The following is a 19485-nucleotide window of genomic DNA, read 5'->3' as shown; positions in this document are numbered from 1 at the left end:
TGTCGAGACGCAACAGCAGCCGCATCCAGAAGCGGACGATGAAGCCGAATGCTCCGGCGCAGACCCATGACAGTTTTCAGAACTTCATGGCGCGCACCGGTATAGGCACGGACAACATGTCCACCGGGTCGAGCTATGGCTTCAATCCGATCAGCCGCGACCGTGTGCGTCTCGAATGGATGTACCGCGGTTCATGGCTGGTTGGTAAGGCGGTCGACGTCGTTGCCGAGGACATGACGCGTGAAGGCGTGGACATCAACGGTGACATCAGTCCGGATCACATCGAGGAGTTCCACGTCGGTCTGCATAACCTGCAGATTTGGCAGAACCTGAACGACACTATCAAGTGGGCTCGTCTCTACGGTGGCGCTGTTGCCGTCATGCTCATCGAGGGGCAGGACGTGTCCACCCCTTTGCGCCGCGACACGATCAGCAAAGATTCCTTTAAGGGCTTGCTGGTTCTCGATCGATGGATGGTGCAGCCGTCGCTCAACCGGCCGGTGACAGAGTATGGCCCGTATCTCGGGCAACCTGAGTTCTACACCGTCAACCAGAACGCCCCGGCGCTGATCAACAAGAAGGTGCATTACTCGCGCGTCATCCGCATCGAAGGGTATGAACTGCCGTTCCAGCAGAAGCTGACGGAGAACGGTTGGGGCATCTCGGTTGTCGAGCGTCTGTATGACCGACTGGTGGGCTTTGATAGCGCAACGCAGGGCGCGGCACAGCTTGTCTACAAGGCACACCTGCGGACGGTGAAGATCAAGGATCTGCGCAAGGTCATCGCGTCCGGCGGCCCGGCCATGGACGCCATGGTCAAGCAGATGGATATGATCCGCAAGTACCAGTCCAACGAAGGGCTGACGCTTCTGGATGGTGAGGACTCGTTTCAGGCCGATAGTTACACCTTCTCAGGTCTGGATGCTGTCTTGCTCCAGTTCGGCCAGCAATTGTCCGGTGCGATCGACATCCCTCTGGTCCGCCTCTTCGGGCAGTCGCCGGCAGGTATGAACGCCACAGGTGAGAGCGACCTGCGGAATTACTACGATAGCGTCAAGGCACAGCAGGAACGTCGCCTGAAGCTGCCTTTGACGATCCTGTTCGACGTCATGCATCGGTCATTCTTCGGTGAAGCGCCGGCCAAGAACTTCTCATTCAAGTTCAACCCGCTGTGGCAGATGAGCGAGAAGGAAAAGGCGGAGGTCGCGGAATCGGTCGAGCGTTCCACGTCGTCGGCTTATGCCGAAGGGCTGATCGGAAAGGCAACCGCTCTCAAGACACTTCGCCAGTCGGCGGAAGTCACGGGCATCTTCTCATCGATCCCTGATGAGGAAATCAAGGCCGCTGAAGAAGAGGACGCAAATCCTCCGGTTCCCGATCTTGGAGACCTTACAGGACAGGAAGGTGCTGAGGCTGAGAACGTCGCTGAGGTCAAGCCAGAACCCAAGCCACTCGCGGCCATTGTAGGCGGGAAGACGTGAAGACCTTCGATAAAGCCGGAGACAGGAAAAGCCGCTCGGCATTCATCCGGGCCAAGAAGGCAGAATCCCGATATGCGATCCAGCTTCGCAAGATTGCGAGGGTGATCGGTGATATCGCCAGCGGTTACACCGTCGGTGACCCATCATCGGCAAGCAAGATCGAGCAAGCCCTTCGCCGGTACAGCAATGTCATCGGCGGATGGGCGGAGACAACGGCCCTTCGGATGCTGGAAGACGTCTCCAGTCGCGATAGAGCGGCATGGATGGAGGTTTCCCGCCGGATAGGCCAAGGCATTGCCAAGGAGATCGAAAGCGCTCCTACCGGCGCTGTGATGCGGGAACGGCTGCATGATCAGGTCAAGCTCATCAAGTCGTTGCCGGAAGAGGCCGCGGACCGGGTGAGGGAGATATCAACCAAAGCTTTTACCGAGGGCAAGCGTCCTCAGTATGTGGCCGAAGAGATCATGCGCAGCGGTGACGTTGCCAAGAGCCGTGCCAACACGATTGCCCGAACCGAGGTAAGCCGGACCGGAACGGAACTGACGAGGGCAAGAGCCGAGTATGTCGGCTCCGAGGGATATATTTGGAGAACGGCTGAAGACGAGGATGTGCGGCATTCCCACGAGGAGATGAATGGCAAATTCGTCCGATGGGATTCGCCGCCAACCTTGGATGGGATGAAGGGGCATGCGGGCCAGTTTCCCAACTGCCGGTGTTATCCAGAACCAGTCATTCCAGGCGATGAAGTATCCGCTGTGCGCGTTCCGCGCCTTGGCCGCCCTCGTCCACAATATCGGTAAGGAATTTGGTGGCCGACTGAATGAAGGCCGCTGCATCCGCCTCTAGCGTATCCGCCTGCTCGACATGCGGGAACGTATCGACAAAGGCCTCTCTGGCCTGATCGTTCAATTCCTCGATTAAAGCGTCGGGGGAAAGTCTGGGCAACTTCATCGCCCGCACATTTGCACAAAATCGAGGGTGATGGAATGGCCGTTGGCAACTTGAGTTTGCGGGCAGTGCTTTCGCGTGGCAGCGCGCCGCCTGTGACGGTGAAGGACATCGCCGCCGGGATCGTATTCGTTGCCGACGACAATACCGTGCTGCTGCTCAAGCGCTCGCCCAAGGAAGAGAACTTTGCCGGTCATTGGGCATTCCCCGGTGGCAAGGCAGAGGACGGAGAAACGGCCGAGGAAGCCGCCAGACGCGAAGCAATCGAAGAGATGGGTAATGTCCCAATCCGCACGCTTCGCTCTTTGGATACGCGTGATACGCCGACCGGGATGGAGTTCACGACATTCGTCTGTGCCGGCTCTCCGAAGTTCATTCCGACGCTGAACGGGGAACACACGGCCTATCGCTGGGCATCGCTGGACGATCTGCCCCAGCCGATGCATCCAGCGGTCGCCAGAACACTTGCTGAGGGCAAACTGACCGGTGACAAGGCTGCGAGCGAAGACGCGCAGTTCCGCTTCTACACACCCGTGAAGATCGGCCCGAAGCGCAGCCTGACGCCTGAAGGCTTCCTGCTTTGCGAAGACGTGCCGATCGCGCGCATCGGGGAACTTATCTATGTCGGCGGCGAAGTCCCGGTTGATCCAGGTCGTGACGGCCTTGTTCGCATCTCTCGGGATGAGGCGCAGGTATTCGCACCGTCCACGGTCGCGTCATTCCTTGGAAAGCCGATCACGGTTGACCATCCCGACGAGGACGTGACCCCCGCCAACTGGCGCAGTCTATCGGTAGGGACCATCGTTGCGGTACGCCGGGGAACTGGCGACCTGTCTGACTTTCTGCTGGCCGACTTCCTGATCCAGGAGGATGCAGCGATAGCCAAGGTCACGGCCGGCAATCCCGAGGTCTCGTGCGGCTACGACGCCGATTACGAGCAGATCGAACCCGGCAAAGGCCGGCAGACCAACATCATCGGCAACCACGTCGCCCTTGTCGATAAGGGGCGTTGCGGCCCCCGGTGTTTCGTTGGCGACAACCAATCTCTAACCAGTACAGGAGGCTCCCAGATGGGTGCAAAACGTACATTGCGGGATCGCATCTGGACAGCCTTCAAGGCCCAGGATGAGGCCGCGTTGACTGAAGAACTCGACAAGGTGGACGAAGGTTCGGAGCCGCAGAAGCTCGTAATCGAACTGAAGCAGCCGGAAGTCGAAAAGACTGACGAGACCAACGACGACGGCGAACAGCCTGACGTCGCCGCTCTGATCCAGGCCATGGACGAAAAGTTCACCGCCGCCATCACCGACATTGCTGGGCGCCTTGCCAAGCTGGAAGCCGGTGAAGTTGGCGAGACGGTGGACAATGAACACGGCGACAAAGACGACGGTGAAACCAAGGACGAGGAAGGCGAGGAAGAGGGAAAGACGGACGAAGAAAAGTCCGGCAAGACCACTGATTCCGCCGGTCTGAAATCCGAGTTCACCGATACGCTCGCCCGCGCCGAAATCCTGTCCCCCGGCATCAAACTGCCGACGTTCGACGCCAAGGTCGACCAGAAGAAGACCGCGGGCTCGCTCTGCGCTCTGCGCCGCAAGGCTCTGACCAACGCCTTCAAGGACGACGACCGCAAGGAATTCGTCTCTCCCTTTGTCGGTGATCGCCCCGATTTCACGAAGCTCACCTGTGACGCTGCAAAGCAGATGTTCGTGGGCGCTTCCGAACTCGCCAAGCGAGCCAACAACCGCGCTCAGGTATTCGATACCCGGCGCGCTGCCACCGATGCTCACTCGAACTCGATCAAGGGCATCAACGAAAGCAACCGCGCCTTCTGGAAGCGCTGACCCCTCCCAAGGAGATAATCCATGGTGTCTTACCTGACCCGCATGCCAGCCGGTATCGCTGGCGTTCTCACCCGCACCGAGCATGCCACGGTTGAACCGGGCCTCTACTCGGCCTCTGCCCCTTTCACTGCCTTCGGCCTTGCTGCCAAGCTCTCCAGCGGCGCCTACGTGCCGTTTACTGGCGGCGAAGCAGCAACCGCTCTCGCAGCGATCAACGTGAAGTCGTTCCCTTTCCAGTCGTCCAGCACGGCCAGTGACGCTCTCGGCGTTGCTACGCCAACGCAGACAGGTGGAACTGGCTCGTTCCTCAAGCGCGGATACATGACCATCCTGCTAAACGGCGGCGCGACCGTCGCAAAGGGCGGTCAGGTCTACATCCGCGTTGCTGCCGCTGCCACTGGCAAGCCCATCGGCGGCTTTGAAGGCGCTGCGGACTCCACTAACACCGTCGCCCCTGCTGGCCTCACGTTCATGGGCCCCGCAGACGCCAACGGCAACGTCGAAATCGCCTACAACATCTGATCCAAGCGGCGGTAACCCCGCCGTCATCCCCATCATCTGAGGCGGCGCTGCCGTCGTTCATTCGGAGAAACACATGTTCCATCCTCGCAACATCGTGGGCAGCACCGCACCTACCTCGCCGGTGACCCTGCGCGCAAAGACCCGCGACAATTTCACGACTTTCGACCGGGCAACCATCGACTCTGCCGGCGCCTTCCTCGTTGGCGAGCTTGAGCGTCTCGACCAGACCCTGAACCAGCCGCTGGTCAATTACACATGGTCGCGTGACATCGACCTGCGTGAAGACGTCCAGATCGGCGACGAACTCGCTTCGTTCACCAACAGCTCGTTCGCAGCGCCTGGCGGCATCACCCCGACCGGCAAGAACTGGATCAGCAAGAGCGCGAATGCGATCTCCACCATCCAGATCGATATCGGCAAGACCCCCCAGCCTCTGCACCTCTGGGGCATGGAGCTTTCCTGGACCATCCCGGAACTCGAAAGCGCCGCACAGTTGGGCCGCCCGGTCGACACGCAGAAATACGATGCCATGACCCTGAAGTGGAACATGGACATCGATGAGCAGGTCTACATCGGGGATAGCACTCTGCCGTCCTGCTACGGCCTCTGCAACCTCGCATCGGTTACCCCGACCAACGCCCCCAACGGCGCCGGCGGTTCTCCGCTCTGGATCAACAAGACCCCGGCGGAAATCCTGAAGGACGTCAACGCCGTGCTCAACGCAGCATGGGCAGCGTCCGGCTATGCCGTGGCGCCGAGCGATCTGCGCATTCCCCCGGCGCAGTTCGGCTATCTCGCCTCGCAGACGGTTTCCACGGCCGGCAACGTGTCTATCCTGGAATACCTGAAGCAGAACTGCATCTCCAACACGGTCAACGGCCAGCCGCTGAACATTCAGCCGCTGAAGTGGCTGACCGGTCGCGGCGCATCCAGCACGGACCGCATGGTGGCGTACTCCAAGGATCCGAAGTACGTCCGCTTCCCGCTGGTGCCGATGCAGCGCACGCCGATTGAGTATCGCTCGCTCTACCAGATCACGACCTACTTCGGTCGCATCGGTCAGGTCGAGGCGCGCTACGGCGAAACACTGGCTTACATGGACGGCATCTGACGCCAAGCCATCGAGCGGGCGGGGATATCCAATTCCCCGCCTGATCCCATCAAAAGGAGAAATCACGATGGCAAAGATCACTGTCGCCAAACCGTTCAAGCTCACGCTGGACAGCGGCGAGATCAAGGTGTTCGACGTTGGTGAACACGACGTCAGCAAGGAAATTGCGGATCACTGGTTTACTAAGGCCCATCTTGAAGGGTTTGAACCTCCCGCGCCGACGGAAGGCAGTCATGAGTGGATGGTTCAGGCCTCAGAAGAGCGCCGCGCAGCCGCCGCACAGGCTCAGACGGAAGCCGAGAGGCTTGCCGCTGAACAGGTAGCCGCGCAGAACGAAGCAGTTCGCCAGAGCCAGGAAGCCATCCGCATGGCACAGATGAGGGCCGCGGAACAGGCTGAAACTGCTGTCGCGAAGGGTGGAGACGTGCCCAACGGCCTTCTTCCGAACCCGCTCAAGGGCCGCAAGGATGCAGCAGCGAAGCGGACCGCCGCTCCAAAGTCCTCCAAGAAGGCCAAGGCAGACGCTCCCGCTGAAGATGCCGCACAGGCTCAGACGGAAGATGCATCGCAGGCGCCCGGTGAAAACCAAGGCGGCAACGAAGGTAGCCAGGGGACGGAATAATCCATGGCCGACGCCTCAGGCTTCCGAACCGCGTTCCCTGAATTCGCTGACACCACCGCCTATCCCGACGCCACGGTCAATCTGTGGCTCGGATATGCTCAAAATCTCGTCAACCTTGATCGATGGGGAACGCTCTACGACCTCGGCGTCTATCTGCTGACCGCGCATAACCTTGTGATCTGGAAGAAGGATAGCAAGGCGGCTTCGGTTGGCGGCATTCCGGGCTCGTCCTCTGGCGTTCAGTCATCGAAATCGGTTGATGGGGTTTCTGTCAGCTACGACACTACTGTCGCCACCGTCGAGGGCGCCGGCAATCTCAATCTCACGACCTACGGCACGCGTTTCGCTGATCTGCGGGACATGTTTGGTGCTGGCGGTCTCCAGCTTTAACGGAGATCAACATGGCTCTCTCTGGAGTGCATTTTGAATGGCGTCAGCAACTGAAGGGCAGCGCAAACGGAGCGCCCGTCCTTGGGCTTCTACAGGCCGCTGAAACGCTTTCCAGCTTAGGCACCACAACCACGCAGGCACCTGTCGGTGACAACGCGTCGAACCCGATCTGCAACGTCATCGCATCGGCGGATAGCTGGGTGACCTTCGGCGCGAGCCCCGTTGATCCGTCATCCGCTACTGCTACGCGGGCGTTTGTCGCAGCGTCCACACCTACGCCGTTTTTCGTCAACCCCGGTGATAAGGCGCGCTGGGTAACCGCCTGATGGCTAACACACTCGGCCTCACGGTCCAGAAAGATTTGGTCGACAAGGTTCTGTCTGAAATCAAGGCCCTGACGAAGAAGGAAGTTCTCGTCGGGGTTCCGATGGACAAAGCCGATCGGCCTCCGGACGACGGGGAAAAAGCCCCGCTGACGAATGCCGAGATCGGCTATCTGATGGAAACCGGGGTGCCGGAGAAGAATATCCCACCGCGCGCGTTCCTTGTGCCTGGCATCGAGAACGCAAAGCCCGAAATCGGCAAGACAATGGAAGCCGGGGCGATCAAATCACTCACGGGTGACGCGGAAGCCGCCGACAAGACGCTGCACAAGGTCGGGCTGATCGGGCAGGCCGCGGTGCAGAAGAAAATCACCGATGGGCCATTTGATCCTCTCGCGCCAGCCACCTTGGCGAAGCGGAAGGCAAAAGGCCGTTCAGGTGAGAAGCCGCTGATCGACACCGGTTCGCTTCGGCAAAGCATCTCTTATGCGGTTCGTCCGAAAGGTGAGTGACCATGGCAACGCTTGATGTCACTGAAATCCTCTCCGATCCCGACTTCTGCGACACGGTCACAATAACGCGCGAGACCGAGACGATGGGATCGAACGGGCGGCCGATCATTACTACCGAAACATTTCCCGGCGTCGTTGGTGTCATCGTGGCCGGCCATGGAGACATGCTGAAGCGGTTTCCCGAACTAACAAGGGTTGAGGGCTCGGTGATGATTTACACCACCTTCAGGCTCGCTGCTGCGACCCAGACGACGCAGGCTGACCAGATGACGTGGAACGGCGTCAATTATCGCCTGACTGCGCTGAACGACTGGACGAACTTCGGGCCGGGTTTTGTTTCGGCGATCTTCACGATGACCGACCTGCTCGAGGTTTCACCGACATGAACACGTCAGCAACGGGCGGCTATCTCCAGCCTACGTCGACAGGACCGGCTCAGGACGCCGAACTTGAAGACCAGATACAGGCGGCAATCGTCGGGATTACGGGGCTCGCCGGTTCTCTCGTTCGCCCCCGGTGGCAGCAGAACCCACCGAAGCAGCCGGCGATCAACGTCAACTGGTGCGCCTTCGGGATCACCCGCCAGCGATCAGACAATTTCAATGCCGTGCGCCACATCGGCACGGGTGATGGAAGCGATCAGTCGATCACCCACGAAACGATCGAACTGCTTGTTTCCTTCTACGGGCCAGCAGGGCAGGCAAACGCCGCAGCCTTCAAGGATGGCCTTCAGATACCGCAGAACACGGAAGTGCTTCAGTCGCAGGGAATGGCCTTCTACGAGGCCAGAGACACGATTGCAGCGCCCGAACTCATCAGCACGCAGTGGATGCGCCGTTTCGACGTGCCGTTCACGCTGAGGCGACAGATCACGAGGACTTATCCGGTTCTCAACCTTCTTGGGGCCGGTGGCTCCATCGAAACCCCAAACAATTCCGAAAACTGGACCGCACAGGAGCGATAGCCAATGGCGACAGGTCTCAATGTCAACAACGTGGTGAACGTCTCGGTTAATCTGAGCCCCATCGCCGCGGCCGCACGCAATTTCGGCGCGCTCCTGATCCTCGGATCCAGCGACGTCATCGACACCGGCCAGAGGATGCGGACTTATTCCGACCTCGACGGCGTGGCATCTGATTTCGGGACGACTGCCCCGGAATATCTGGCCGCCAACCTGTTCTTTTCGCAAAGCCCCCAGCCGGCAATCCTCTATGTGGGCCGATGGGCGCAGACCGCGACGAAGGGCACGCTGAACGGTGGTGTCCTGACGGCTTCTGAACAGCTTATGTCGGCATGGACGTCCATCACGGCCGGCTCCATGAAGATCGACATCGACGGTGCCACGAAAACGCTATCGACGCTCAATTTCTCGGCACAGACGAACCTCAACGGTGTAGCCTCCGTTATCGACACGGCGCTCACCGGCGCGACTGTGACGTGGGATGCCACCAATGGCCGGTTCATGGTCAAGTCCGATACGACGGGCGTTACATCGACCGTCGGCTACGCCTCGGCTACTGGCTCCGGCACGGATATCTCCGCACAGCTCAAGCTCACCACGGGCGCGGCTTCGGCTCCGGTGGATGGCATTGCCGCCGAGACGCTGGTATCTGCCCTGACGACCTTTGCCGACATGTCCAACGACTGGTACGGCGTTACGGTCGCAACCGCTACCGCTCCGAACGATGCGGCATACCTTGCTGCCGCTGCCTTCATCGAGGGCGCTGCGGTATCACATATCTTGGGCATCACCATCACCAGCACGCAGGCGCTGGACTCGACCGTCACGAACGATCTGCCGTCGCTACTGAAAACGGCAAACTACAAGCGCACCGTGACGGAGTATTCGTCCTCGTCGCCTTACGCCGTGGCATCGCTGCTCGGTCGCGCCTTCACCGTGGACTTCACGGCGAACAACAGCACGATCACGCTGAAGTTCAAGCAGGAGCCCGGAGTATCGGCTGAAACGCTTACCCAGACGCAGGCGAATGCTCTCAAGAGCAAGAACTGTAACGTCTTCGTCGCTTACGCCAATGACACCGCGATCATTCAGGAAGGCGTGATGGCCAACGGGTACTTCTTCGATGAAGTGCATGGCACGGACTGGCTGCAAAACGAAGTCCAGAACAACGTCTACAATCTGCTCTACCAGTCCACGACGAAGATTCCGCAGACCGACGCCGGTGTGAACCTGATCGTCAACGTGATCGAGTCCACGATGGATGAGGCGGTCAACAATGGCCTGGTCGCCCCCGGCGTCTGGAATGCCGGTGGCTTTGGTGAGTTGAGCCAGGGCGATACGCTGACCAAGGGCTACTACGTCTACGCGCCCAAGGTGGCTTCGCAGACGCAGGCCGCCCGTGAAACCCGCGTAGCTCCGACCATTCAGGTTGCTGCAAAGCTCGCTGGCGCCGTCCACAAGGTAAACGTGATTATCAACGTCAACCGGTAATCGGTTGCTTTGAAAGGATAAAACATGGCAACGTATTCCTTCTTGGACGTGACGGCCTCGATTGCCGGCCCCGGTGGAAACTTCTCTCTCGGCAATGGCTCCGGCAACTCCGAGGAAGGCATCACCGTCACGATGACCGAAGACAAAAACACCATGACGATCGGCGCCGACGGTAGTGCAATGCACTCCCTCCACGCCGGCAAGTCTGGCAGTGTTTCGGTACGGCTGTTGAAAACCAGCCCGGTCAACAAGCAACTCATGACGCTCTACAATTACCAGACCACGTCATCGGCTCTGCACGGTCGCAACACCATCACGATACGCGACACGGCCCGTGGTGACAGCATCACCGCTGCCATCTGCGCTTTCGCTAAGGCTCCAGACCTGACCTATGCCAAGGACGGCAACACCGTCGAATGGTCGTGGCAGGCAGGCAAGATCGACCAGATTTTGGGTGAGGGCGTATAATGTCGGACTTCGAGATCAACGACGTGAAATACCGGGCTGAGAAGCTCGACGCGATGCAGCAGTTTCACGTCGCTCGGCGGATCGCCCCTGTGATTGCCGTTGTCCCCAACGTGCTGAAAAGCATCAAGGGTGACATCGGCGCCTTGCAGCCGTTGCTTGAGATTGTCGGCAAGATGCCCGACGATGACGTGAATTACATCATCTCGGAATGCATGAGCGTCGTCTATCGCCTCGATGGCCCTGGCTATGTGCGGGTGTGGACGCGTGGCACCAACAAGCCGATGTTTGCCGACATGGATATGACGGTCCTGCTTCGCATCGTCTTTCAGGTGGTGTCGGACAATCTTCTCCCTTTTATGAGCGCCGGCCAGCAAGCATCCCCCGATCAGAAGCCGGCGTAACGTTCGATCCGGTCAGCCTGCCGGATGGCATGGACTGGCTGATGCGTCCCGTGATGCGGGGGCTTTGCCGATACGAGAGCCTGAAAGACGGCTCCGTCGACCTGTGCGACATCGCGCAGATGAATGAAGCAATCGATGCGCTGGACGAAAACACACAGCGTGCGCAAAAGGCGGCGAGGGAAAACTGATGGCCGATACCATCCGCGAGTTCCTTGTCTCCATCGGCTACGGGGTCGACCAGCAGTCCGAGAAGAAATTCAAGGATAGCGTCCGGTCTGCCACGCTGCAGGCCGAGCTTATGTCGAAGGCCATCGTTGCGGCGGCAAAAACGACCGCAGAAGCGCTTCAACAGGTCGCGAAGAACTTCGATAGCCTTTACTGGACATCGCAGCGCACGGGCGCTTCTGTCCAGAATATCCGCGCGCTATCCTATGCGGTCTCGCAACTCGGCGGGTCGTATCAGGGTGCGATTGCCTCGATAGAATCCTTCGGACAGACGCTGCGCACAAACCCCGGCTATGAAAGCCTGGTCAAGTCGCTCGGGGTGCAGACACGGTCCCGCAACGGCCAGCTTCGCGACCAGATCGACGTCATGGAGGATTTGGGCAAGCGGCTCAAGTCGATGCCTTACTATCAGGCAAACCAGTATGCGTCGGCTCTCGGCATCGATGAAACCATGCTTCGCGCTCTCCAGAGCGGCGAGTTGCAGCGGTTCATCAAGGAGCAGAAAGAACGGGATCGGGCGTTCGGTCTTAACGGCGATAAGGCCTCTAAGGCATCGCGCGACTTCATGCGTGGCGTCAATGCCATGGCTGCGAGCATCGAAACTCTTTTCGGCAAAGTCCTCACGGACAATATGCCGAAAATCACCGAATACATGGAGAAGATCCAGAAATGGATGGTCGACAACGGTCCTGCCATCTCCAAGGCGTTCGGTGATGCTGCTGAGGCGATCGCCACGCTGGCAACCAATCTCGGACAGGTCCTGGATAAGCTGGAACCAGTCTGGACCGGCTTCACCAATATTGCCGAATCCATCACCGGCGATAAAGGGCTGGTGGCGGCGATAGAGGTTCTTGTCGGCGCTGCGGTGCTTGGCAAGCTTATCTCCATGCTTGGGCTGCTCGTCGGCGGCACGGGCGGCGGCTTGATGGGCAAGTTCCTCGGCATGCTGGGCATCTATGGTGCGGCAGCAGCCGGAGCGAATTCGATCATCAATCCCGGCGACGGCCTCACCAATGCGCCGCGCCTCGGGCGTTGGGGCGTTGATGATGCGCTGCGCTGGGGCGTGGGTAAAGTTAAGGGATGGTTCGGCGGTGGAAGCGCTGGCGGCTCTGGAAGCCCACAGCGCGGGCCGGCGGTCAACACCCGTCAGCAATCCGAGAACGCGCTTCGGTCCTACCGGTTCTGGCGCAGCAAGGGTCTGTCTCGTGAAGCGTCTCTTGCCATGGTCGGCAACGAGCAAGGCGAATCCAACTTCAACCCGAATGCGGTTGGTGACGGCGGCCTGGCTGGCGGCCCGTTCCAGCACCACAGGGACCGCAGAAACGCGATCCTTTCGGCAACCGGCATCGACATGTGGGACAAGAACACGTCGCACGAGAAGAAGCTGGAAGGCGCCTATTGGGAACTCACGCAGTCGAATGATGCCGGCGCTCGCAAGGCATGGCGGAAAATGATGGAAGCCAACAGCGTCGATGAGGCGGTGTCTGCGGCTGTCTATGACTTCGAGAGGCCCGCGAACAAGGCCAGAGATACGGCAATCCGAACGGATAACGCTTATCGCTGGGCAAGGACGTTGCAAGATGCACCGCAAGGCACCGGTGGCGATCCTGAGAAGTTCAAGCGCGCGCATCCCGCCTTTGGTGGAAATGCTGTGCCGCCTCTCATGCAGCCCGCTGGCATCAACTCCGGCACTTCTGCAACGATGAACCAGAACACGAACATAACCGTGATCGGAAGTTCCAACCCGACAGACACGGCCAACGCCGTGGCAGGCAAGCAGGAAACGGTCAACGGCCGGCTTCTGCGCAACACTCAAGGGGCAATTCGCTGATGTCTTTGCTTGACGACGCCTTTGCCCTGATCTTCTCGCCCACGCGCCTCATCGGGTTCATCATCCCCGATGTGGTCGTGGAAGAGGTGCACCGCGACCAACTGGTGATCACTGATCATCCGGTGGAGCAGGGCGCGGCGATTTCTGACCATGCATTCAAGATGCCATCCGAGATCGAGATGCGATGCGGGTGGTCAAACTCGACGGCCGGAACGACTGGATATGTGCAGGCGGTCTATCAGGAGCTTCTAGCGCTCCAGCAGATGCGCCAGCCGTTCTCGGTCTTCACCGGCAAGCGCTCTTATTCGAACATGCTGATCCGGTCGCTTGAAGTGGTGACAGATGAGCACTCCGAAAATGCGCTGCTGGTGACGGTCGGACTTCGCGAGATCATCATTGTCAGCACGACAACGACCTCGGCACCCAAGAGCCAGCAAAGCCAAGCGGCGCGTACAACGTCGATCGGCAATGGTGGGGCGAAGCAGTACCAGACGACCGGATTTACCTACGCGCGCGACGGCTGAGAGATCAGTAATCTTGCGGGGCCGTCCTTGGGCACAGGGCTTTGAAGATCGACATTGCGACGGGATAACCGGAGGCGGATGATCCGTCCAAGTCCTGCTTCGTAGCAAGGTCGATCACGCGGTATTTCGACATGCTGGGGCTTCTGGATTTCCCAGCGAAGCGAAGGCGCTCACCGGTGAAGGTTTCAAATTCGCCTGTCTTGCAATTTGCAGAGACGGAATCGTTCAGAGGAACGGACATCTCTTCCTTGATGCAGTCCTCGGTGACTTTCTGGACGTAGTCCCGGCAGAAGCTGATGGCGTTCTCGCGGGTGTGCTTGGTGATGATCTTGGCCTTCGTGGTGTCGAGCCCGCTCATTCGCACGACGGTTACCTCCATCCCGGCGCGCGAGCCATATGGGACCGTTCCCGCCGCTAGGGCAGGGGTTGAGACAGCAAGTGCGATCAGGGCGAGAGATTTTCTCATTCAGTTCTCCAGGTTGTTAATCTGGACGATGATGGGCAATTGTTTTGAAATGTCGAGAGGTTAGCCGTGGCAACATACTACGAAATCCCTCTCAGCGGCTCACCAGAGACGTTTTCGATCATCTTGAAGGAAACAACCTACCAACTGACGACGCGTTATGTGGCGGCGGATATGGGCGGATGGCTGCTGGATATTGCCGATGCCGATGGGAACCCGCTTGCAAATGGTCTCCCCATGGTGACCGGCACTGATCTCTTGGCGCAATACGCATATCTCGGGATCGGCGTGGCGCTGTATGTCGCGACGGACGGCGATCCCGATGCAGTGCCGACGTTCGATAATCTCGGCACCACGTCGCATCTCTATACCAAGGTTTGATCAATGGCCCAGCAATGGCTCCGGTATTGCAAGCTCACAGTGGCTGGCGGCGGTGACAGCGTTGACCTGTCGCAGCTCCGCATCCGGTTTCAGGTGACGCAGCATAACCTGCAGTCTCCGAATGTTGGTGACATCACGATATCGAACCTGTCGGATCAGACGGTGAAGAGGATCAAGGGAGAGGGGACGGAAGTCACGCTTGAGGCGGGCTACGAGCAGAACCCCGGCCTGATCTTCAAAGGCCAGATCATCCAGAAACGTTCCGGTCGTGAAAATCCAGTCGACACCTATCTGAACATCATCGCGCAGGGCGGCGATCAGGCTTACAACCACGCTGTGGTGAGCAAGACGCTGGCGGCCGGCCACACATACCGCGACCAGGTGATGACTGCCTATGAGGCTCTCAAGCCGTTTGGCATCACCTTGGGCAAGATTGCCGATCTGGGCGACAAGAAGATGCCCCGGTCGCGCGTCATGTTCGGCATGGCTCGGGATATCCTTCGGACCATTGCGATATCGACCGGCACAAGCTGGTCGATCCAGAACAATGAACTGACGGTCACGAAGAACAACGAGCCGAAAGAGGGCGGGGCAATCGTCCTCAACTCGCGCACCGGCATGATCGGGCTTCCGATCCAGTCGATCGACGGCATTCTGGTGACGTGCCTTCTCAACCCGCAGATCGGGCCGGGAAGCCTTATCCAGATCAACCAGGCATCGGTGCAGGAAGCCAAGCTGAGCGCGGATTACACGGCGGTCGTCAACAACGCCATGATCCCGTCGACGGCTGACGACGGCTATTACAAATGCCTTGTGGTCAACCACATCGGGGATACCCGAGGGGATCCTTGGTACACGCAAATCCTTTGCCTCCGCGCTGACGGCAAGGGGCCAATACCTCTTTCAATCGCATCGCAAGGGATCGCGCTCTAATGGACGTTCGTGAACGCACTGGCGATATGGAAGAAGCCTTTCGAGCCATGCTCGACGGCTTCAAGGCTTCGCTATGGACTGCGGTTCCGGCCATAGTCCAGTCGGTCGATTTCGCCAAGCAAACGGCAACGCTTCAGCCGGCCATTAAGAGCCAGCAAAAGATGCCCGACGGTTCTGTGAAGGCCGTCGACCTTCCGCTCTTGACTGACGTGCCGATGCACTTCCCGACCGGCGGTGGGGCGTCAATGACATTCCCGGTCAAGGCGGGAGACGAGGCGCTTGTCGTATTCTCCTCTCGCCCAAGTGATGCTTGGCAGCAAAGCGGGGGTGTGCAAAGCCAGATCGATGCGCGCACGCATGACCTGTCCGATGGTTTTGCGATGGTGGGGTTTCGGTCGAATAACAAGGCTCTGGCCAACGTCAGCGACGATTCCGTTCAACTCCGGTCTGATAGCGGGAACACCACAGTTTCTCTTAAAGAGGACGATGTGAAGGTAAAGACCAGTGGTTCAAGCGGCACCTTTACCCCGTCTCAAGTCAACATGACTGTCGGGGAAATGCTGGTAAACATCACCCCATCAAGAGTTGATCTTGGCGGCATGGGCGGTTCCCGCGTCTCCACAGAAGCTGGACCGTCGAACAAGGTTTATGCGGTGCTCTGATGCGAGTGAGAAAGCTAGACGCCAACGGCGATTATTCCTTCGGCCGCCAACAGCAGGACTTCTGGAGAGACGTTCCGGATGGTCCGGCGCAATGCGTGCTGACGCGGCTCTTTCTGGAGCAGGGACAATGGTTCCTCGACACATCCGAGGGCATCCCGTGGAAGACGCGGGTTCTCGGCAAATACACCGGCGAGACGCGCGATGCAGTCATTCGGTCGCGTATCCTCGGAACGCAGGGTGTGACGCAGATCGATGCGTATTCCAGTGACCTGAGCCGGGAAACCCGAGAGTACAACGTCTCGGCCACAATATCGACCGAATACGGCAAGACGACAGTGACAGGGACGCTTTGATGGCTACGACACCAGTCTGCGTGATTGATCAGAACGGCATCAGCGTTCCGGCCTATACGGACGTGCTGACCTATCTCAAGAGCGCGTATCAGGGCATCTATGGGTCCGACGTTTATCTGGAACCCGATTCCCTTGATGGCCAGTTTGTCGCGCTTCTGGCGCTGGCGATCACCGATGCCAACAACATGGCTGCCTCAGTCTATAGCGCCTTCTCGCCTTCGACGGCGCAGGGCGTGGGGCTGTCCAGCGTCGTAAAGATCAACGGGATTGCGCGCAACATCGCATCAAACTCGACGGTTGATGTGGCCCTGATCGGCGTTGCCGGCACGACGGTTACCAATGGCATCGTGTCGGACGACGCAAGCAACAACTGGAGCCTCCCAGCCAGTGTGGTTATCCCGCCGTCCGGCACGATTACTGTTACCGCAGTTTGCCAGACCATTGGAGCCGTCACCGCTGCTATCGGCGCTGTGTCGACCATCGCAACGCCGACGCGCGGCTGGCAGAGCGTTTCGAACGCAGCCGTCGCCAATTCTGGCAACCCGGTTGAGACGGATGCAAACCTGCGCAACCGTCAGGCAACGTCCACCGCATTGCCGTCACTGACCATTCTGGAGGGGATTGTCGGGGCCGTGGCGGCTATCACTGGCGTCACGCGATACCGTGCCTACGAGAACGACACTGATGTCACCGACAGCAACGGCATACCGAGCCATTCGATTGCATTGATTGTAGAGGGCGGGGATGCCCAGACCATCGGCCAGACGATTGCGGACAAGAAAACGCCGGGTTCTGGAACCTTCGGGACCACGACCGTCACAGTGGTGGATGCGATCGGTGTTTCGCACGCTGTCAAGTTCTCGCGCCCGGTATCTGTCGGGATCAAAGCTGGCATCACCGTCAAGGCATTCGCGGGTTATACGGTAGCGATCGAGAACGCACTGAAGCAGGCAGTGGCCGATTACATCAACGCCTTGCCGATCGGTCAGAGCGTGTTTTACACGCGCCTCTACGTCCCGGCCAACCTCGGCAACAACAGTTCCGGTGCGACATATGAGGTAACGAATTTGCAGATCGCAAAACTCGCGGACTCATTGGCCACCGCGGACATCGCCATTGCCTTTAATGAAGCGGCGGCGTGCAGTGTCACCAATATCGTCGTCACGGTGACGTGATGGCGACAACCGACGATTATCTTAATCTCATTACGCCGTACTATCGCGGGAAGCCAGTCTTCACCTCGACTCTGACGGCGGTTCTCGATCCTTTCGAAAACCTTCAGGTCATGCTTGGCGGTATGCCGCAGGACTTTGATCTGGATACAGCGATAGGCGTTCAGCTTGATGCCGTTGGCCAATGGGTCGGCCGGTCCCGCTTCATACCGACGCCGATACCGAACATCTGGTTCAGCTTTGATGACGCGCTTCGGGGCTTCGATCTCGGCGTGTGGAAGGGGCCATATGACAGTGACAGTGGCGTCACGCGGCTTGATGATGAAACGTACCGGATATTTCTCCGGGCGAAAATTGCCGCGAACCAGTGGGACGGGCGAGTTGAAACGGCGCAGGCCGCATTCAATCTGGTTTTCTCGCAGTCGCCGGGGACCAATATCTTCGTCATCGACAATTTCGACATGACAATGACGGTTGGCATTTCCGGTGCCATCCCGTCGCTGCTCTTTATCGCTCTGCTGAACCAAGGGTTCCTTCCGATCAAGCCGGAGGGCGTGCGGATCAACTATGCGATCACGACTGTAAACAACTCGCCAGTGTTCGGATTCGACGTGGATAACCAATACATCGGCGGGTTTGATAACGGCTCATGGGGCGTCGGCCCCTCCTACTTCACATCCTAAAATTCGGGGTACTCATGGCAACGAACCAGTATCTTCCCTTCGGCACAGCCGGCGGGGCAAACGTCCTCACGCCTTCAGCATACAATGGCCTTGCCGCTCGTCTATCTGGGTTCACCGCTGGCACAGCCGTCAGCGCTCAACTCAATACCGTCTGGCGCCAGTCTTCAGTTATCTCGGCCATGATGGGCGAGTTCATCCTTGATTACGGCGGGTATGACGCGCTTGACGATGGCAATGTCGACACTCTGGAGAATAGCTTTGTTCGCACACTGCAAAAGCAGCCTTGGCTGTTCGCCGCGGTCGGTGGTACTGCCAATGCTTTGACGATGACGCTATCGCCAGTCCCGACGTCTTGGGCTGATCTGGTTGGCACGCCTTTGCGCGGTATCATCACCACGACCAACACGGGCGCGTGCACGCTCAATGTCAACGGTCTCGGCGCAGTGCCGATTGTCTCATCCGGCGCAAATGCCCTTCTCAAGGGCCAGCTCCTGGCCGGGACGGCGGTCACATTTGTTTATGACGGCACGAACGCCCAGGTCTCGACTCCTCTGGCGGTCCGCTTTGCCACCGATGTCACGGTTTACAACACGGCAGGGTCCGGCACCTATACCGTCCCAGCTGGTGTTACCCGCATACTGGTTGAGATTTGGGGCGGCGGCGGCGGCGGCGGCGGCGCATCCAATATGGCCAACGAGTATTGCGGCACTGGCGGGGCTGGTGGCGGCTATACCCGCAAGATTATTGATGTCACTCCTGGTCAAACCCTTGCGTATACAGTTGGCGCTGCGGGGACTGGTGGAGCAACAGGTGGCAGCGGGACGAGCGGCGGGACAACATCGTTTGGTGGCATCCTCTCAGCAACTGGCGGCAGCCCCGGCGTCCACGGTAAGTTTGCCGTCATTGGCAATATTACAACGGGTGGTGTTGGCACCGGTGGCGATATCAATCTGATCGGTGGATTTGGTACGGGCGCGTTGCCCGCTGCGCCAAATGGCACGGGGGTTGGAGGGGCCGGAGGCGGGACGCCCTTTGGTGCACCATCCGGCGTCCAGAGTGCGGGGCCTAACATCGCAGGTGTTTGGCCGGGCGGCGGGGGCGGCGGTTCTGGTGGCACAGGGGGGGCTGCAGGCCTTGCGGGTGCTGCCGGCGGCATCATCATCCAGATAATCAACTGAGGGCCG

Annotated in this window: 25 protein-coding genes; 24 read left to right on the top strand and 1 reads right to left on the bottom strand. The window is 59.2% G+C overall.

All coding sequences use genetic code 11. From position 1 onward, the window contains the following. Positions 1-38: 38 nt before the first annotated feature. The 17 genes from DXT96_RS06555 to DXT96_RS06475 all read left to right on the top strand — a co-directional run bounded on the left by DXT96_RS06555 (position 39) and on the right by DXT96_RS06475 (position 13654). Positions 39-1481, top strand: coding sequence for a DUF1073 domain-containing protein (locus DXT96_RS06555; protein WP_246670529.1), 1443 nt, complete (start codon positions 39-41; stop codon positions 1479-1481). Then, on the top strand, positions 1478-2281 hold the full coding sequence (locus DXT96_RS27370) for a phage minor head protein (RefSeq protein WP_371418799.1): 804 nt from the start codon (positions 1478-1480) through the stop codon (positions 2279-2281). The genes DXT96_RS06555 and DXT96_RS27370 overlap by 4 nt, the downstream gene beginning before the upstream one ends. Positions 2282-2467: 186 nt before the next feature. Then, complete coding sequence (locus DXT96_RS06545; protein WP_153513894.1) at positions 2468-4273, top strand: DUF2213 domain-containing protein; 1806 nt, start codon at positions 2468-2470, stop codon at positions 4271-4273. 21 nt (positions 4274-4294) lie between these two features. Then, positions 4295-4795: a hypothetical protein gene (locus tag DXT96_RS06540; protein ID WP_153513893.1), complete on the top strand. Its 501-nt coding sequence runs from the start codon at positions 4295-4297 to the stop codon at positions 4793-4795. A 73-nt stretch (positions 4796-4868) separates the two neighbouring features. After that, positions 4869-5906: a DUF2184 domain-containing protein gene (locus tag DXT96_RS06535; RefSeq protein ID WP_153513892.1), complete on the top strand. Its 1038-nt coding sequence runs from the start codon at positions 4869-4871 to the stop codon at positions 5904-5906. A gap of 67 nt (positions 5907-5973) precedes the next feature. Continuing rightward, a complete protein-coding gene (locus DXT96_RS06530; RefSeq protein WP_153513891.1) occupies positions 5974-6528 on the top strand; it encodes a hypothetical protein in 555 nt (184 codons plus the stop codon). A 3-nt stretch (positions 6529-6531) separates the two neighbouring features. After that, positions 6532-6918: a DUF4054 domain-containing protein gene (locus DXT96_RS06525; protein ID WP_153513890.1), complete on the top strand. Its 387-nt coding sequence runs from the start codon at positions 6532-6534 to the stop codon at positions 6916-6918. A gap of 11 nt (positions 6919-6929) precedes the next feature. After that, positions 6930-7244: a hypothetical protein gene (locus tag DXT96_RS06520; protein ID WP_153513889.1), complete on the top strand. Its 315-nt coding sequence runs from the start codon at positions 6930-6932 to the stop codon at positions 7242-7244. Positions 7245-7279: 35 nt separating this feature from the next. After that, positions 7280-7753: a hypothetical protein gene (locus tag DXT96_RS06515; RefSeq protein ID WP_153513888.1), complete on the top strand. Its 474-nt coding sequence runs from the start codon at positions 7280-7282 to the stop codon at positions 7751-7753. Positions 7754-7755: 2 nt separating this feature from the next. Then, the gene (locus DXT96_RS06510) at positions 7756-8139 is read left to right on the top strand and encodes a head-tail adaptor (protein WP_153513887.1); all 384 of its coding nucleotides are present in this window, start codon (positions 7756-7758) and stop codon (positions 8137-8139) included. After that, positions 8136-8717 carry a hypothetical protein gene (locus DXT96_RS06505; RefSeq protein ID WP_153513886.1) on the top strand — a complete coding sequence of 194 codons (582 nt, stop codon included), beginning with the start codon at positions 8136-8138 and terminating at the stop codon, positions 8715-8717. The genes DXT96_RS06510 and DXT96_RS06505 overlap by 4 nt, the downstream gene beginning before the upstream one ends. A gap of 3 nt (positions 8718-8720) precedes the next feature. Next, on the top strand, positions 8721-10205 hold the full coding sequence (locus tag DXT96_RS06500; protein WP_153513885.1) for a DUF3383 domain-containing protein: 1485 nt from the start codon (positions 8721-8723) through the stop codon (positions 10203-10205). 24 nt (positions 10206-10229) lie between these two features. Then, positions 10230-10673: a DUF3277 family protein gene (locus DXT96_RS06495; protein WP_153513884.1), complete on the top strand. Its 444-nt coding sequence runs from the start codon at positions 10230-10232 to the stop codon at positions 10671-10673. Continuing rightward, a complete protein-coding gene (locus tag DXT96_RS06490; protein WP_153513883.1) occupies positions 10673-11074 on the top strand; it encodes a phage tail assembly chaperone in 402 nt (133 codons plus the stop codon). The genes DXT96_RS06495 and DXT96_RS06490 overlap by 1 nt, the downstream gene beginning before the upstream one ends. 29 nt (positions 11075-11103) lie before the next feature. Next, a complete protein-coding gene (locus tag DXT96_RS06485) occupies positions 11104-11262 on the top strand; it encodes a hypothetical protein (protein ID WP_153513882.1) in 159 nt (52 codons plus the stop codon). Beyond that, on the top strand, positions 11262-13130 hold the full coding sequence (locus DXT96_RS06480; RefSeq protein ID WP_153513881.1) for a phage tail tip lysozyme: 1869 nt from the start codon (positions 11262-11264) through the stop codon (positions 13128-13130). Before DXT96_RS06485 ends, DXT96_RS06480 begins: the two co-directional genes overlap by 1 nt. Beyond that, on the top strand, positions 13130-13654 hold the full coding sequence (locus tag DXT96_RS06475) for a phage baseplate protein (RefSeq protein WP_112591623.1): 525 nt from the start codon (positions 13130-13132) through the stop codon (positions 13652-13654). The genes DXT96_RS06480 and DXT96_RS06475 overlap by 1 nt, the downstream gene beginning before the upstream one ends. Positions 13655-13658: 4 nt before the next feature. Here DXT96_RS06475 and DXT96_RS06470 read toward each other — a convergent pair whose 3' ends face one another. Then, a complete protein-coding gene (locus tag DXT96_RS06470) occupies positions 13659-14120 on the bottom strand; it encodes a hypothetical protein (protein WP_153513880.1) in 462 nt (153 codons plus the stop codon). Between the two features lie 66 nt (positions 14121-14186). Here DXT96_RS06470 and DXT96_RS06465 point away from each other — a divergent pair, with 66 nt between their 5' ends. Genes DXT96_RS06465 through DXT96_RS06435 form a run of 7 tightly spaced genes read left to right on the top strand, consistent with a single transcriptional unit; the run spans position 14187 to position 19479 of the window. After that, positions 14187-14498 carry a hypothetical protein gene (locus DXT96_RS06465; RefSeq protein ID WP_246670528.1) on the top strand — a complete coding sequence of 104 codons (312 nt, stop codon included), beginning with the start codon at positions 14187-14189 and terminating at the stop codon, positions 14496-14498. 3 nt (positions 14499-14501) lie between these two features. After that, positions 14502-15431: a hypothetical protein gene (locus tag DXT96_RS06460; RefSeq protein ID WP_153513879.1), complete on the top strand. Its 930-nt coding sequence runs from the start codon at positions 14502-14504 to the stop codon at positions 15429-15431. Beyond that, positions 15431-16093 (top strand): Gp138 family membrane-puncturing spike protein, encoded by a 663-nt coding sequence (locus DXT96_RS06455; protein WP_153513878.1) that lies wholly within the window; start codon positions 15431-15433, stop codon positions 16091-16093. Before DXT96_RS06460 ends, DXT96_RS06455 begins: the two co-directional genes overlap by 1 nt. Then, positions 16093-16446: a hypothetical protein gene (locus DXT96_RS06450; protein ID WP_153513877.1), complete on the top strand. Its 354-nt coding sequence runs from the start codon at positions 16093-16095 to the stop codon at positions 16444-16446. Before DXT96_RS06455 ends, DXT96_RS06450 begins: the two co-directional genes overlap by 1 nt. Then, on the top strand, positions 16446-17621 hold the full coding sequence (locus DXT96_RS06445; protein WP_153513876.1) for a baseplate J/gp47 family protein: 1176 nt from the start codon (positions 16446-16448) through the stop codon (positions 17619-17621). Before DXT96_RS06450 ends, DXT96_RS06445 begins: the two co-directional genes overlap by 1 nt. Then, positions 17621-18301, top strand: a complete 681-nt coding sequence (locus DXT96_RS06440) for a DUF2612 domain-containing protein (RefSeq protein ID WP_153513875.1) — start codon at positions 17621-17623, stop codon at positions 18299-18301. Before DXT96_RS06445 ends, DXT96_RS06440 begins: the two co-directional genes overlap by 1 nt. Positions 18302-18315: 14 nt before the next feature. Beyond that, entirely contained in the window at positions 18316-19479 is a 1164-nt protein-coding gene (locus DXT96_RS06435; protein ID WP_153513874.1) for a hypothetical protein, read from the top strand. The last annotated feature ends 6 nt before the right edge of the window (positions 19480-19485 follow it).

This window comes from Agrobacterium sp. ICMP 6402, from assembly GCF_009498615.1.
Lineage (GTDB): Bacteria > Pseudomonadota > Alphaproteobacteria > Rhizobiales > Rhizobiaceae > Agrobacterium > Agrobacterium burrii.
This window is presented reverse-complemented; position numbering and strand designations above follow the sequence as displayed.

Coding starts and splice junctions, on each gene's coding strand:
- DXT96_RS06460 (WP_153513879.1), top strand. CDS start 14,502: ATGGCCCAGCAATGGCTCCGGTATTGCAAGCTCACAGTGGCTGGCGGC.
- DXT96_RS06500 (WP_153513885.1), top strand. CDS start 8,721: ATGGCGACAGGTCTCAATGTCAACAACGTGGTGAACGTCTCGGTTAAT.
- DXT96_RS06525 (WP_153513890.1), top strand. CDS start 6,532: ATGGCCGACGCCTCAGGCTTCCGAACCGCGTTCCCTGAATTCGCTGAC.
- DXT96_RS06495 (WP_153513884.1), top strand. CDS start 10,230: ATGGCAACGTATTCCTTCTTGGACGTGACGGCCTCGATTGCCGGCCCC.
- DXT96_RS06520 (WP_153513889.1), top strand. CDS start 6,930: ATGGCTCTCTCTGGAGTGCATTTTGAATGGCGTCAGCAACTGAAGGGC.
- DXT96_RS06455 (WP_153513878.1), top strand. CDS start 15,431: ATGGACGTTCGTGAACGCACTGGCGATATGGAAGAAGCCTTTCGAGCC.
- DXT96_RS06435 (WP_153513874.1), top strand. CDS start 18,316: ATGGCAACGAACCAGTATCTTCCCTTCGGCACAGCCGGCGGGGCAAAC.
- DXT96_RS06510 (WP_153513887.1), top strand. CDS start 7,756: ATGGCAACGCTTGATGTCACTGAAATCCTCTCCGATCCCGACTTCTGC.
- DXT96_RS06490 (WP_153513883.1), top strand. CDS start 10,673: ATGTCGGACTTCGAGATCAACGACGTGAAATACCGGGCTGAGAAGCTC.
- DXT96_RS06540 (WP_153513893.1), top strand. CDS start 4,295: ATGGTGTCTTACCTGACCCGCATGCCAGCCGGTATCGCTGGCGTTCTC.
- DXT96_RS06545 (WP_153513894.1), top strand. CDS start 2,468: ATGGCCGTTGGCAACTTGAGTTTGCGGGCAGTGCTTTCGCGTGGCAGC.
- DXT96_RS06450 (WP_153513877.1), top strand. CDS start 16,093: ATGCGAGTGAGAAAGCTAGACGCCAACGGCGATTATTCCTTCGGCCGC.
- DXT96_RS06480 (WP_153513881.1), top strand. CDS start 11,262: ATGGCCGATACCATCCGCGAGTTCCTTGTCTCCATCGGCTACGGGGTC.
- DXT96_RS06555 (WP_246670529.1), top strand. CDS start 39: ATGAAGCCGAATGCTCCGGCGCAGACCCATGACAGTTTTCAGAACTTC.
- DXT96_RS06470 (WP_153513880.1), bottom strand. CDS start 14,120: ATGAGAAAATCTCTCGCCCTGATCGCACTTGCTGTCTCAACCCCTGCC.
- DXT96_RS06445 (WP_153513876.1), top strand. CDS start 16,446: ATGGCTACGACACCAGTCTGCGTGATTGATCAGAACGGCATCAGCGTT.
- DXT96_RS06505 (WP_153513886.1), top strand. CDS start 8,136: ATGAACACGTCAGCAACGGGCGGCTATCTCCAGCCTACGTCGACAGGA.
- DXT96_RS06530 (WP_153513891.1), top strand. CDS start 5,974: ATGGCAAAGATCACTGTCGCCAAACCGTTCAAGCTCACGCTGGACAGC.
- DXT96_RS06440 (WP_153513875.1), top strand. CDS start 17,621: ATGGCGACAACCGACGATTATCTTAATCTCATTACGCCGTACTATCGC.
- DXT96_RS06475 (WP_112591623.1), top strand. CDS start 13,130: ATGTCTTTGCTTGACGACGCCTTTGCCCTGATCTTCTCGCCCACGCGC.
- DXT96_RS06485 (WP_153513882.1), top strand. CDS start 11,104: ATGGACTGGCTGATGCGTCCCGTGATGCGGGGGCTTTGCCGATACGAG.
- DXT96_RS06535 (WP_153513892.1), top strand. CDS start 4,869: ATGTTCCATCCTCGCAACATCGTGGGCAGCACCGCACCTACCTCGCCG.